Source organism: Nonomuraea sp. K271 (assembly GCF_009908215.1).
In the GTDB taxonomy this organism is placed as follows: Bacteria; Actinomycetota; Actinomycetes; order Streptosporangiales; family Streptosporangiaceae; genus Nonomuraea; species Nonomuraea longispora.
Genome location: NZ_JAAAHR010000125.1, coordinates 1 through 13,609, shown reverse-complemented (window position 1 = coordinate 13,609; position 13,609 = coordinate 1). Strand labels below are relative to the sequence as shown.

The 13,609-nt window shown below is 67.5% G+C and carries 10 protein-coding genes; 6 read left to right on the top strand and 4 right to left on the bottom strand.

The window, feature by feature from the left end; all coding sequences use genetic code 11:
* Positions 1-1,013: 1,013 nt before the first annotated feature.
* The gene (locus GUY59_RS33040) at positions 1,014-1,217 is read right to left on the bottom strand and encodes a hypothetical protein (protein ID WP_138204679.1); all 204 of its coding nucleotides are present in this window, start codon (positions 1,215-1,217) and stop codon (positions 1,014-1,016) included.
* Positions 1,218-1,453: 236 nt separating this feature from the next.
* Here GUY59_RS33040 and GUY59_RS33035 point away from each other — a divergent pair, with 236 nt between their 5' ends.
* Positions 1,454-4,231, top strand: a complete 2,778-nt coding sequence (locus tag GUY59_RS33035) for a TIM barrel protein (RefSeq protein WP_138204677.1) — start codon at positions 1,454-1,456, stop codon at positions 4,229-4,231.
* Positions 4,232-4,236: 5 nt separating this feature from the next.
* On the opposite strand, the gene GUY59_RS33030 is transcribed toward GUY59_RS33035, so the two are convergent.
* Both GUY59_RS33030 and GUY59_RS33025 read right to left on the bottom strand, forming a co-directional pair.
* Positions 4,237-6,192 (bottom strand): oxidoreductase, encoded by a 1,956-nt coding sequence (locus GUY59_RS33030; RefSeq protein WP_138204675.1) that lies wholly within the window; start codon positions 6,190-6,192, stop codon positions 4,237-4,239.
* Between the two features lie 101 nt (positions 6,193-6,293).
* Positions 6,294-7,694: an alpha/beta hydrolase domain-containing protein gene (locus GUY59_RS33025; protein ID WP_138204673.1), complete on the bottom strand. Its 1,401-nt coding sequence runs from the start codon at positions 7,692-7,694 to the stop codon at positions 6,294-6,296.
* 140 nt (positions 7,695-7,834) lie between these two features.
* Between GUY59_RS33025 and GUY59_RS33020 the strand changes: the two genes are divergently transcribed.
* The 5 genes from GUY59_RS33020 to GUY59_RS33000 all read left to right on the top strand — a co-directional run bounded on the left by GUY59_RS33020 (position 7,835) and on the right by GUY59_RS33000 (position 13,258).
* Positions 7,835-8,680, top strand: a complete 846-nt coding sequence (locus GUY59_RS33020; RefSeq protein ID WP_138204671.1) for a shikimate dehydrogenase — start codon at positions 7,835-7,837, stop codon at positions 8,678-8,680.
* A 10-nt stretch (positions 8,681-8,690) separates the two neighbouring features.
* Positions 8,691-10,415 (top strand): bifunctional sugar phosphate isomerase/epimerase/4-hydroxyphenylpyruvate dioxygenase family protein, encoded by a 1,725-nt coding sequence (locus GUY59_RS33015; protein ID WP_138204669.1) that lies wholly within the window; start codon positions 8,691-8,693, stop codon positions 10,413-10,415.
* A gap of 9 nt (positions 10,416-10,424) precedes the next feature.
* On the top strand, positions 10,425-11,075 hold the full coding sequence (locus GUY59_RS50955) for a TetR/AcrR family transcriptional regulator (RefSeq protein ID WP_138204667.1): 651 nt from the start codon (positions 10,425-10,427) through the stop codon (positions 11,073-11,075).
* A gap of 108 nt (positions 11,076-11,183) precedes the next feature.
* Complete coding sequence (locus GUY59_RS33005; protein WP_138204665.1) at positions 11,184-12,485, top strand: MFS transporter; 1,302 nt, start codon at positions 11,184-11,186, stop codon at positions 12,483-12,485.
* Positions 12,482-13,258 (top strand): N-acyl homoserine lactonase family protein, encoded by a 777-nt coding sequence (locus GUY59_RS33000; protein ID WP_138204663.1) that lies wholly within the window; start codon positions 12,482-12,484, stop codon positions 13,256-13,258. The genes GUY59_RS33005 and GUY59_RS33000 overlap by 4 nt, the downstream gene beginning before the upstream one ends.
* Here the strand turns inward: GUY59_RS33000 and GUY59_RS32995 are convergent.
* The coding region (locus GUY59_RS32995; protein WP_201761634.1) for a cupredoxin domain-containing protein at positions 13,248-13,609 on the bottom strand (362 nt) is incomplete at its 5' end. The genes GUY59_RS33000 and GUY59_RS32995 overlap by 11 nt on opposite strands.

Here is a 13,609-nt window from a genome sequence, read left to right as displayed (position 1 = left end):
TTCCACCGCCCTCACGACCAGCCCGAAGATCACGGAGATCGCGATCGTCAGGGCGACGAAGATGACGTCTGCCATCCCCACTCCTCAGCTCGATGTGAGATCACGACCGCCCCTTGACGGGCGGCCACATATCAAGCAAACGGCGAAAATTGGGGCGTTTGTCGTTCTTGACGGTATTCATACGGCCGCAGCCCGAATATTGACGGCATCACTACGGGCTGGCTCAGGGCCGGTGCATCCGTGTTCGCCTGTGACGCTCCTTGGCGTCTCCCATACGTTCATGGGCTTGGAGCTAGGAAGCCTGGTCGGTATGCGGCGGACGCGCTTTTCTTGACTACGCGGCGAGCGATCGGCTCTACGTGCTGTACCACCTGGTCGCGTTTCGAGGGTTGCGACGGGGTGAGGCGTGGTGCCCGCTGGCTCGACGGCCACCTGGATGAGGGTGTGCTGGCCACGGCCAAGCAGCTGATCAATGTCGGGCGGGAGGTGTAGGCAAGGTTCGCCGAAGACGGTGTCATCCGATGCGGTGGTCGCGCTGGACCGTGCCACGGTCGCCTTTGCGGGCGCACAGGTACGGCAGAACGAGGAGCGGCTGTCGTGGGGGCCGGCATGGACGGACACCGGACGGATCTTCACCCGGGAGGACGGCCGCGAGTTGACGCCCGACTGGGTCGGCGAGCATTTCGAGCGGTTGACGTTCGCTGCGGGCCTGCCGCCGATCCGCTTGCGCGACCTTCGCCAGCACGGCCGATCTCTATCTCGGCCGCTCGGACGGTTTTTCCGGAAGTGGCGCGGGAAGCGGCCGAAGCGAGCGTCGCGCTGGTGCCCAGGGCGACGGCGGTGGGGGAGACGTCCGTGACTGCCGGTCTCCCCTCGGTTGCCCATGAGGACAAACGGGAGTCCCAAGCCGATACGGGATCGAGGAAGCCGCAGGTGAGGCCTGCAACGAAGAGTAGGGAGCCGGTGCAGGGCAGGCCGAAGACCGAGGTCAGCGACCGCATCATCGCCTTGGATCAGACACTGTCAGCGCGCTGCGCGCACACCGCGAGCGGCAGGCCACCGAGCGGCTGGCTGCGCGCGAGGCGTGGACGGCCAGCGGTTTCGTCTTCACCGACGAGATCGGCGGGCCGCTGCATCCGCAGCAGGTCAGTGACCACTTCCACCAGCTGGCTTTCCAGGTGGGGCTGCCACCGGCGCGGCTGTACGATCTCCGCCATGGTGCGGCCTCGTCCTCGACTCTGCGGTACGGCTCCGAAAGGGCAGTATGAGTCACCCCGCCGTCTTCGATTCGCTGCTGAACCGCCCTGCCAGGTAGCTGGAAAGAACCGCACCTCCTGGCTACCCGGCAGGACGGGTTATGAGCGTAGTAACCGCGTTGCCTCTTTCGCGGAGGGGTGACAAGGCATATAAGTAAATATCTAGTTCGTACGTAGCGACTGGAGGGTGAGATCGAATGCTCACCGCCGATCACGGCATGGCAAACCCTGAAAGCCGCCGCTCCATGAGCCCTCCTCTGGCGCTTGCGACGGTCTGCCTCTCCGGCACCCTGGAGGACAAGCTCGCTGCCGCCTCCGCGGCAGGCTTCAACGGGATCGAGATCTATGAGGGCGACCTCATCGTGTCGAGCTGGTCACCGAGCCGGATACGGCAGGAGTGCGCCGACCTTGGTTTGTCGATCCACCTCTACCAGCCCTTCCACGACTTCGAGGCAGTACCGCCCGAGACCTACGAGGCTAATCTCCGTCGGGCGGAGCGAAAGTTCGATGTGCTGGAGCGACTTGGCGCGAAAACAATGGCGGTCGGCTCGACGACATCCATGGACGCCATCGACGACGACGATCTCGCCGCAGAGCAGCTTCACGTGCTCGCCGACCGGGCCGCGCGACGTGGCCTGCGCATCGCCTACGAAGGCCTGGCCTGGGGCCGGTTCGTCAACACTCTCGAACACGCGTGGCGGATCGTCCAGCGCGCCGGGCATCCCGCGCTCGGCTTGTGCATCGACAGCTTCCACGTTTTCGCCCGCGACGACGACCCCGCCTCGGTCCGGGCAGTGTCCGGATCGAAGGTGTTCCACCTGCAACTTGCTGACGCACCACGACTGAACATGGACGCCCTGGAGGGCAGTGAGCACCACCGGCTGTTCCCCGGGCAAGGCGTTTTCGATCTGGCTGACTTCGTCGGCCATGTCCTGGCCACCGGGTACGACGGTCCCCTCTCTCTCGAAGTGTTCAACGACGTCTGTCGGCAGGCGGATCCCCGGCACGTCGCCGTCGACGCGATGCGCTCGCTGCTCTCGCTGCAGGAGACGGTCGGTACGCTCGGCTCAGGGGCGGTCCGCGATCGCATTTTGTTACCAGGCCTGCCACCGGCTCCGCAGCTCGACGGTCACGTGTTTACCGAGCTGGCCGTGGATGAGAGCTCCGGTCCCATCATGGCGCGGGCGCTCACCGCCCTCGGGTTCTCTCATACGGGGCAGCATCGCTCCAAGCCGGTGCAGTTGTGGCAGCAGGGCATGGCCAGAATTCTGCTGAACTTCGCACCGCAAAGGACCATGCCGGCAGGCACTGCGACCATCTGCGCCCTGGCGGTGGAGAGCGCGGACCCGGTCGGCTCGGCGCGGCGGGCCGAGCGGCTGCTGGCGCCCGTGTTACCGCGCACCCGGCAAGAAGAGGAGGCCAACCTTGAATCCGTGGCCGCACCCGACGGAACGGCCGTTTTCTTCTGCCGTACAGGCGGGAACGACAGTTGGCTCAACGATTTCGACCCCACCGGCCGCGAGGTTGGGAGCGACGCCCTGCTGACCGGAACAGATCACGTTTCACTCACCGAGCCGGTAGATGACTTCGACCAGGCCGCGCTTTTCTATCGTTCGGTGCTCGGCCTGCAAGCGACGCAGACGACCACGTTGCCCGCACCGTTCGGCCTGCTCCACAGCCGGGCCGCGACCGATTCGGCGCATCATGTCCGGATCAGCCTCAACACAGCACCATTGCGGCGGGGCTACTGGTCGCCAGGGGTGCCGAGCCCTCAGCACATCGCCTTCACCACCGACGACGCGATCGAGAGTGTGAAAGCGATGCGGGCACTCGGAGCGCCGCTCCTGAGGATCCCCGACAACTACTACGACGATCTCGATGCCCGGCTGACGCTGCCACAGGACCTCCTCACGGCGATGCGACAGCACTCCATCCTCTATGACCGTGATCAAGACGGCGAGTATCTTCACTTCTACACCGAGATGTTCGGCTCACGGATCTTCTTCGAAGTGGTGCAGCGCGTCGGCAACTACGCCGGCTACGGATCCTCGAACAGCGCGGCGGTACGCATGGCCGCGCATCGGAGGCGCCGGCTGGCCACGCTGAGGGAGACGTCCACGTCGGCCGGTGGCGACGACCGGCATGATTACTCGCTGGCACATCTGACGGCGCTGAGCCTTTCTCCGCCAGAATTGGTGAGCGCCGCTGCTGACGCGGGCTATCGATATGTGGGCCTGCGCATGACTCGGGTCACATCGCACGAGCCGCACCACCCCCTGGCCACCGACCCCGCGCTGATGCGGGCGACCAAGGTCCGCCTCGCGGCCACGGGAATCGAGGTGCTCGACATGGAGCTGGCCCGGATTGCAGCGAATGACGACCCCGCAAACTACCTGCGCTTCCTGGAGGCCGGAGCCGAACTCGGGGCCCGCCATGTCATTACACAGCTCCCAGATCCGGACTTCTCCCGCAAAGCCGATCGGTTCGCGCGACTGTGCGAGCTGGCCAGGCCGCTCGGCCTCACCATTGACCTTGAGTTCCCGTCGTGGACCCAGACGCCCGACCTCAGCGAAGCCGTTCGCGTCCTGCGGGATGCCGGTCAATCCAACGCGGGAATCCTCGTCGATTTGATCCATTTCGCGCGCTCCGGCTCCAGCGTGGCCGAACTTCGTGACCTGCCACCCGAATGGTTCCACTTCGCCCACGTCTGTGATGCGCCGGCCAAGGCACCCGCCACCCAGGAGGAAATCATCTACGCCGCTCGCTTCGAGCGCCTGTTCCCCGGCGAGGGCGGCCTTGACCTGCACGGCATCCTCGGCGCTCTGCCGTCCGGGCTTCCGTACGCCTTGGAGATCCCGCGGGCCACTCTCGTGGCCCAGGTAGGCGCCAAGGAGCACGCCCGGCTTGCGATCACGGCGGCACGCCGCCACCTCGATGGGGTCAGTCGGCGAGCGGGCCCCACCGAGGCGGCATAGAGCGATCAGGGGGCATGCTCGGCGGCGTCACATGCCAGAGCGATGGTATGAGCCACCTTCTCCGCTGCTATGAAGCACTGATGGATCGAGCCGCCGCTGCCTCCCGCGTCTCCGATCACATGGACGCCGAGTGGCGGTCGGCGGGCCTCGCAGGCCGCGAGCAGCTCGGCGCGCGGGGCGACTCCGTGAGAAATCAGCAGCGATCCGGACACGGACAGCCATTCTTCGTGGCCGTCGGTGCGGACGAGCAGGCGATCAGGTTCGATGGACGAGATCGTGGACGTCGGGAGGATACGTACCTTTGGGTTTTCAGTGAGCCTCGGGACCATGAGAATCTTGGCGCGGCGGCCGACCTCGGGGGCGAGGCTCGGCTGAGAGCCGATGAGCAGCACCTCCGCCCCGGCTGCGGCCAGGTGGTCGGCTACGGCGACGCCCTCGCGGTCGGCGCCCCAGACGGTACAGTCTTGGGGGACGTCCTCGTCGGCGGCGAGCCAGTGGCGTACGTCGAAGACATGGGGCAGACGGACGCCCGGGGTGTCCGGCAGGCGCCCAGTGCCGCCGGTGGCCAGCACGATGGCGTCCGCCTCGTGTTGTGCCAGCACCTCCGCGGTGACAGGGACGCCGGTGCGGATGGTGACACCGAGCCGGTCCAACTCAGCGGTGCACCACCTCAGGATGCGGTGATATTCCGGATAACCATGAAGGCGGCAGGCGAGTGCGAACTGGCCGCCGACATGTCCGGCGCGTTCCATCACCTGCACCCGCTGACCTTGTTCGGCCAACTGCCGTGCTGCTTCGAGACCGGCCGGGCCAGCACCGATCACCAGCACTGACGCCCGTCCCAAGGGGACGTCCGGCGCACCGAGATACTCGCGGCCCGCCATGGGGTTGACCGAGCAGGGAATCGGCTCGCCGGTGCCGAGCTGATCGATGCAGTAGTTGCAGGCGATGCACGGCCGGTAGTGCTCGCCGGTGAGAGCGCGGTGCGGGAAGTCCGGGTCGGCATGGAGCGTGCGGGCCAGAGAGACGAAATCTGCCCGGCCACCGCCCACGATGGCCTCGGCGCTCTCCGGGGTGCTGATCCGGCCGGCGACGCCGACCGGTAGCCCCAGTGCGCGGTACCGCTCGGCGTACGGGGCGAGCAGGCCCCGTTCCCACTCGCCGGGCTGGATGATCCATTGCCCTGCCTCGTACGATCCGGCCGAGACGTCGAGGAAGTCCAGCAGGTCCAGCCGAGCGCGCGAGATCAGCTCGAAGCTGCGGTCCGCGGTCAGGCCACCCTCGAAGCCCTCAAACGCCGAAATCCGCAGACCGACGGCCACGTCGCGCCCTGCCTGCTTCCGGACAGCCTCGATGACCAGGTTGAGGAAGCGGAGGGGGGCAGCGAACTCGTCGGTGCGCATGTTGAAGGCAGGGGAGAGAAACTGGTGCACGAGGTAACCATGCGCACCGTGGATCGAGATCACGTCCACGTCCGCTTCGCGGCAGCGGCGAGCGCCATCCCCGTAGGCCTCGACCAGCTCGTACACCTCCGAGGTGCCGAGTTCCCGTGGCATCTCGCCGCCGGCCGGCAGACACGGGACAGGAGAGGGGGCGACCGGCTGGAGCCCGCTGACCGCGCTCTGGGCGGTTCGGCCGCCGTGGTTCAGCTCGACCCCGAGCAGGGCGCCTGCAGCATGTACGGCGGCGGCCAGCCGGGTGATGCCAGGGATGCGCTCGTCGCCATCGACGCCCAGTTGGCGCAGCCGGCCCCTGCCGTCCGCGCGGACGTAGGCGGCCTCGGCGAACACCAGGGCGGCGCCGCCGCGAGCCCGGCGGGCCAAGTAGTCGATGTAGCGCCAGGTGACGGTCCCGTCGATCTCGCAGTAATTGCGCTCCATCGGCGCCGAGACGAATCGGTTGCGCAGACGGACAGGGCCCAGAGTCAGGGGCCGGTCCAGGGCCGACCCGCCCCTGCTCATGATCGCGGTCCGTCCGGTCGGCGGTTGCGGCTCAGGAGGCCCTGGCCCGCATGGGAAGTGGCATCGGGTCCGATCGCTGCCTTCCGGGACAGTGGCACCTTTTACCTGCCTACGTAAGAGTGTTCGGCGTCGCGGATTGTCGCCTCGGCGTCCCGTCTGGTGATGAAGCCGTCTCGCAGGTTCCGTTCTGTGGCCTGGCGGACCTTGGTCACATAGTCGCGGTGGCTTGGATAGAGCTCGTTCAAGGTCGTCTCGTCGAACGGAATCCAGGTTCCGCCCTGGCGGCAGGCACTGGTTGTGGCCTCGGTCAGGCCGAGGTTCCAGCCGGTGTTGCGCTCCGTCGGGACGTCGACCGCCGCGAGCGGGATGCCACCGCGGGCGATCTGATAGGCGTCTCTGGTGAGGGTGGCCGGGCTGGTCGTGACGTCGGTGACCTCCACCCTGGGGGCGGAGGGCGGTCGCCGGTCATCCCGTGCCCAGCGGACGGCGTGGTCGAACATCGCGTTCAGCACGTACTCGTAGGGGACGTTGCTGCGGGCCGGAGACACACACGGTGCGGTGGGCCCGGCCAGAAGGCCGGAGACACCGGCGTCGCGCAGCCGGATCGGGCTGTTGACGAGGTAGGCGTGCCGGTCGGAGTGGGAAGCGCCGGCGATCTCCCAGTAGGTGTAGTAGTCGGTGTCGGGCTGGCGGCGGGCGGCCTGGTTGGAGAGCACGTCGTATTCGCTGGCCGTTTTGAACACCTTGGTCGTCACGTCAGGCCGGATTTGAACACCGCCGTCCACGATGGCGATCACGTCGTAGACGGGCGCGAGTGGATGCACGGAGTTGGCGTATACGGCCAGTCGTGAGGCCGACTGGGACTGGCCGGTCGCGATGAGCGTCCTGACCTTGAGGTTGCCGAGAGGGCGTGCGCCGTGCGGGTCAGTGAGGGCCTTGGCGGCCTGGCTGAACACGTCGTAAGCGAGGCTGTCGTCGGTGACGATGCCGCCCGCGGTCAGGTCGAGACTGCCGTAGCGGGCGGGATTCCACACCTTGAGGCCGGTGGGGGTGTTGACGCCGTTACGCTGGGCGCTCACGCCCACCCACACGTATCCCTCATCCAGGATGTGGCGGAAAGAGCGGGACCAGATGACTTCGTAGTCGAAGTTGTCGGTCACGTTGTACCACTCCACGATCGCGGTGCCGTTGAACTTCTTCTGCGAGATCGGTCGGCGGACCATGATGCGGGTCTTGTAGGCGTGATCGGTGTCGATGACTGTTCCGGTGGCCTGGTCCGGGGTGGTGTAGCGGTTGGCGGTGCCCTCGATGAAGTACTCATCCTCGACGTACCCGGCCTTCTTGAAGTCCTGGTCGGTGGCGAAGAAGGGGTGGTCTCGAGGTCCGTCGCCGGTGGGGATCGGCCCTGTCACCGTGGGAGCGTCGGAGTGGGTGGTGGCGGCAAGGGCCGGTGCAGTGATCAGCGCGAGGGTTAACACACAGGCCAGGAGGAGAGGGCGCATGGAGCTCCATCCCGAGAACGAACTAGATAGTTCATAAAGCTGCGCCAGCGGCGGCTCGAAGTCAAGGGCCGGGAACGCGTGCTAGCCACCTAACTCACTAGTACGTACATTAAGAGGGCCATGCTGGAAAGGAAGAAGTGATGGATTCGTTCCTGGTCGGGTTGATCGGCTCGGGCATCGGCCCCTCCTTGAGCCCAGCGCTGCATGAGCAGGAGGCCGCACACCATGGAGTGCACTACGTCTACCGGCTGCTCGACGTCGATCGCCTGGGCGGCGACGTGGGCGAACTGGTCCGCACGGCCCGCCGCTTCGGCTACGACGGGCTCAACGTCACCCACCCCTGCAAGCAAGCCGTCATTCCGTACCTGGACGAGCTGTCCCCCGACGCTCGCATGCTCGGTGCGGTCAACACCGTGGTGTTCGACGGTGAGCGGGCAGTCGGGCACAACACCGACTGGACCGGTTTCGCCGAGTCGTTCGCGCGGGGCCTACCCGACGCGCCGGCACACCAAGTGGTGCAGCTCGGCGCAGGAGGGGCGGGGAGCGCGGTCGCGCACGCGCTGCTGACGATGGGCGCCGACCGGATCACCGTGGTCGACTCCGATCCGGCTCGGGCGCGGGCCCTCACCGGTGAGCTGGCTGCCCGCTTCGGGACTGAACGCGCCCGCCACGCCGTTACGGCCGAACTGCCGGAGCTGTTGGCCAAAGCCGAAGGGCTGGTGCACGCGACCCCGACCGGCATGGCGCACCATCCCGGCCTGCCGCTGCCCGCCGAGCTCCTCCACCCCGGCCTGTGGGTGGCCGACATCGTCTACCGGCCGTTGGAAACCGAGCTCCTGCGGCACGCACGGGCCGCGGGCTGCCGGACGCTGGACGGTGCCGGCATGGTCGTCTTTCAGGCCGTACAGTCCTTCCGGCTGTTCACGGGCCGGGAGCCGGACACCGACCGGATGCTCGCCCACCTGACCGATCTCATCGCCGTCTGAAGGGAAAGTTGTGCGCAAGTCCATCGCCACCGTGTCGGTGAGCGGCACCCTGACGGAGAAGCTGGCAGCCATCTCAAGTGCCGGGTTCGACGGGGTGGAGATCTTCGAGAGTGACCTTCTGGCCTGCCCGCTGCAGCCGGAGGAAATCTCGGCCATGGCCACCGACTTGGGCCTCAGCATCGACCTCTACCAGCCCTTCCGCGACTTCGAAGGCGTGCCCGCCGGCGTCCTGGCGCGCAATCTGCGCCGGGCCGAGCACAAGTTCCGGGTGATGGAGCGGCTCGGCGCAGATCTGCTGCTGGTCTGCTCGAACGTCTCGCCCGCCGCGATCGGCGACGACGAACTGGCCGCCGGGCAATTGCGGCTGCTGGCCGAGCGGGCAGCCGAGCACGGGATCCGCATCGCGTACGAGGCGCTGGCCTGGGGCCGCCACGTCAACGAGTACCTGCACGCCTGGCGCCTCGTCCGCCAGGCCGACCATCCCAACCTGGGCGTGTGCCTGGACAGCTTCCACATCCTCTCGCGGGGCTCCGACCCCATCGGCATCGAGGCCATCCCCGGCGAAAAGATCTTCTTCCTGCAGCTGGCCGACGCTCCGCAGCTCGCCATGGACGTGCTGCAGTGGAGCCGCCACCACCGCTGCTTCCCCGGGCAGGGCACCTTCGACCTGGCCGGCCTCGTCGCCGGCGTTCGGCGTACGGGCTACGCCGGGCCGCTGTCGCTGGAGGTCTTCAATGACGTCTTCCGCCAGGCGTCGGCCGAGCGCACGGCGCTGGACGGTATGCGCTCGCTCATCGCTTTGGAGCAGGATCTGGACGATGTGACACATCCGGCTGTGCCTGTCGGCTTCGCCTTCGCCGAGTTGGCTGACTCGGGAGCAGTCGGCGGGCTGCTGACCGCGCTGGGCTTCGCGCGTACCGGGACGCATCCCACGAAACCTGTCGAGCTGTGGGAGCAGGGCAGTGCACGGCTGCTGCTCAACTCCACCGGAGCCGACCCCGCACTCATCGCCATCGGCCTGGACAGCCCTGACCCGGCGGAGGCGGCCAAGCACGCCCAGTCGCTGCTCTCGCCGGTTCTGCCCCGCGAACGCGCTTCCGAAGAGGTCAAACTGGAGGCGGTGGCCGCGCCGGACGGCACCGACATCTTTTTCTGCGACGACGCTTGGCTCACCGACTTCCGCCCCTCTGAACCGGAGCCCGGCCACGTCACCGGGATCGACCACGTGGCCCTCACCCAGCCGTTGTACTACTTCGACGAGGCGGCGCTGTTCTACCGCAACGTGCTCGGACTGCGTCCGCAGGAAAGCCTGGAGCTGCCCGACCCGTACGGCCTGCTGCGCAGCAAAGCCATGGCAGGCCCTCATGGGAAGGTACGGGTAGTGGTGAACATCTCTCATGTTGGCACGGACCAACTCCCATGGCAGCATATCGCGCTGGCCTGCGATGACGTCATGCATGTCGCGCGCAGGCTGCGAAGAGAGCATCCCGAGCTGCTCTTGCCGGTTCCCGGCAACTACTACGACGACCTGGAGGCCCGCCATGAGGTAGATCCCGAGCTGCGTCACCTCGGCGTGCTGTACGACCGGGATGAGCACGGTGAGTTCCTGCACCTGTACACCGTCACCGTGGGTCGGGTCTTTTTCGAGATCGTCCAGCGGATCGGCGGCTACCAAGGCTACGGCGCCGGAAATACCCCCATCCGGCTCGCGGTGCAGCATGCGGCAGGTCACTAGGATGGGCGGGTGACCTCTCAGCCCGCCACCCCCGAACGCCAGCGGGACGCCGAGCGCACCAAGGCGGAGATCCTCGAGGTCGCCCAGCAGGAGTTCGCCCGCCACGGCTACACAGGCGCGCGGGTGGACGAGATCGCCGCCCGCATGCGCACCACCAAGCGCATGATCTACTACTACTTCGGCAGCAAGGAGCGGCTCTACATCGCCGTTCTGGAGAAGGCATATGCCGAGGTCCGCGAGATGGAGCGGGCGATCGAGGTGGAGCACCTCGCCCCGGTGGCGGCCATCCGCACGCTGGCCGAGCTCACCTTCGACCACCACGACCTGCACCGCGACTTCATCCAGCTGGTCGCGATCGAGAACATCCACCGGGCCGAGCACATCCGCAAGTCGAAGGCGCTGGCCAACCTGGGCACGCCCGTGCTCGACCTCATCGAGGCGATCCTCGACGCGGGCACGGCCAGCGGCGACTTCGTCACCGAGGCCGACGCCATCGACGTGCACATGCTGATCAGCTCGTTCTGCTTCTTCCGCGTGGCCAACCAGCACACCTTCGGCGCGCTGTTCGGGCGTGACATGACCGCGCACGAGCACCGCGCCCGGTTGCGCGCGATGGTGGGCGACGCGGTCGTGGCCTATCTGCGAGGCGCGGGCGCCTGATTCGAGTGCTCATGCCGGCCGCGACAGCTCTTGTAACGTACGAACCAGGGAGTTAGTTTCCTTGAGTGGCATTCCCCCAGATGTCACTGTGAGGAGCATAGTGTGACCATGCAGGGCAAACCTCGCAAAGCGGCTCTAGCTGCTTGGATCGGTAGTGCTCTGGAGTACTACGACTTCTTCATCTACGGCACTGCGGCCGCCCTGGTCTTCAACAAACTCTTCTTCCCCTCCACGTCGCCCGCCACGGGAACACTGCTCGCGGTGGCCACCTTCGGTGTCGGCTACCTGGCCAGGCCCGTGGGCGCCTTCGTCCTCGGCCACATCGGCGACAAGTTCGGCCGCAAGCGGGTCCTCGTGGCCACGCTGGTGATGATGGGCGGCTCGACGTTCCTGGTCGGCTGCCTGCCCACCTACGATCAGGTCGGCCTGCCGGCGCCGATATTGCTCGTGCTGCTGCGCCTCCTGCAGGGCCTCTCGGTCTCAGGGGAGCAGGCCGGCGCCAACTCGATGACGCTTGAGCACGCGCCAGAGAACCGGCGCGCCTACTACACCAGCTTCACGCTCAATGGCACCCAGGCCGGCCAGATCATCGCCACGGCGATCTTCCTGCCGATCGCCGCGCTGCCCGAGGAGCAGTTGCTGAGCTGGGGCTGGCGGGTGCCGTTCTGGCTGAGCGTGGTGGTGGCCGCGGTCGGGCTGGTCATCCGGCGCACGCTGGAGGAGACGCCCGCGTTCGAGCGGGAGGTCGCCACCGACACCGTGGCCACGATGCCGTTGGCGGTGCTCTTCCGGGATCAGTGGCGGGACGTGCTGCGCGTTGTCGTCGCCGCGGTCATCGCCTCGGTGAGCACCATCTTCACCGTGCACGCCCTGTCGTACGCGGTCAACACGATGGGCCTGGAGCGCACGCCGATGTTGTGGGTGGGAGTGCTGGCCAACGTCGCCGCGGTGATCTCGATCCCGCTGTGGGGCCGGCTGTCGGACCGCGTGGGGCGCAAGCCGATCTTCATCGGCGGCTCGCTGGGCTGCGCGGTGCTGATGTTCGCCTATCTGTGGTCGATCTCCGTCGGCAACTATTTCCTGATTTTCGTGGTCGGCATCGTGATGTTCGGCATCGTGCACAGCGCCACCAGCGGGGTGTGGCCGGCGTTCTACGGGGAGATGTTCACCACCCGGGTCCGGCTGTCCGGCATGGCGGTCGGCACCCAGATCGGCTTCGCGATCGCCGGGTTCGCGCCCACGGTGGCCACCGCCGTGTCGGGCACGGGACCGGACAGCTGGCTCGGCGTCTCGATCATCACCGCGGTGGTGTGCCTGATCAACGTGGCCGCGGTCGCGACAGGGCGGGAAACCTACCACGTGCCGACCGCCCAACTCGGGCTCAAGTCTGCCGAGCGGGTGACGGTGTGAGTGTCTTCCGCGTCCACGCGGTGCGCTATGCCCAGCGCGACGCCCGCCGCGGCGAGCACTTCCACGGGTACGAGCCCGGCTCGGACCGCTCGCACCCGACCGCCTACTATGTCTGGCTGGCGGTCTCGGACGAGCACACGGTCGTCGTCGACACCGGCCTCGCGCCGGAGCGGGCGGCGCGCGTCGAGGGCCTCGACTACCGCCGCTCGCCCGTCGAGGCCCTGGCAGAGCTGGGCGTTGCCCCGGAGTCGGTCGACCACGTGGTGCTCACCCACCTCCACTACGACCACACCGGCACGGCCCACCAGTTCCCCTGCGCCCGCTATGTCGTGCAGCAGGCCGAGCTCGACTATTGGACCGGCCCCTGGGCCGAGCGCATCTCGCGCGAGCGCTGGCTCCTCAACGACCACGACCTCGCCTACCTGCGCACGGCCGCCAAGGACGGCCGGGTGTCCCTGATCGACGGCGACGTCTTCGTGGTGCCCGGCCTGAGCGTGCACCTGGTCGGCGGGCACACGGCGGGCATGCAGGTGGTCCGTGTCGAGACGGCACGGGGCCGCGTGGTGCTGGCCTCCGACGCCGGCCACTTCTACGAGAACATCGAGAGCGACCGGCCTTTCCCCATCCTGCACAGCATGACGGGGATGTACGGCGCCTTCGACCGCATCAGGGAGCTGGCCGACGGCCCCGAACTCGTGGTCGCCGGCCATGACCCGCTGGTGCTCGAACGATTCCCGCTGCTGACACCCGACGTCGCCGTGATCAGCCGATGACCTCGATCTTGCCGGTCGGGCGCGGGCTGTAGGAGTCGTTGAAGAAGTACTCGCCCGGCTCGGTGAAGGTGTACTGGAACGACTCGCCCGGCTTCAGCCGCACGTCGAACAGGCCCTCGAAGAACTGCGTGGCCCCGTGTACGTGGACGTTGTCCGCCGGGTTGACGAACGTGACCGTCGTCCCGGCCGGCACCCGCAGGTGGGTCGGTGCCATGGCGTTGACCGCCGTCGACTCGACGGTCCCGACCTGGCCGCCCGCGTACACCCGGGCCAGGACGACCGTGTTGTTAACGGCGTCGCCGTCCACCGACCCGCCGGAGACCGCCCGCCGCACCACGGGCGGGGGAGGGG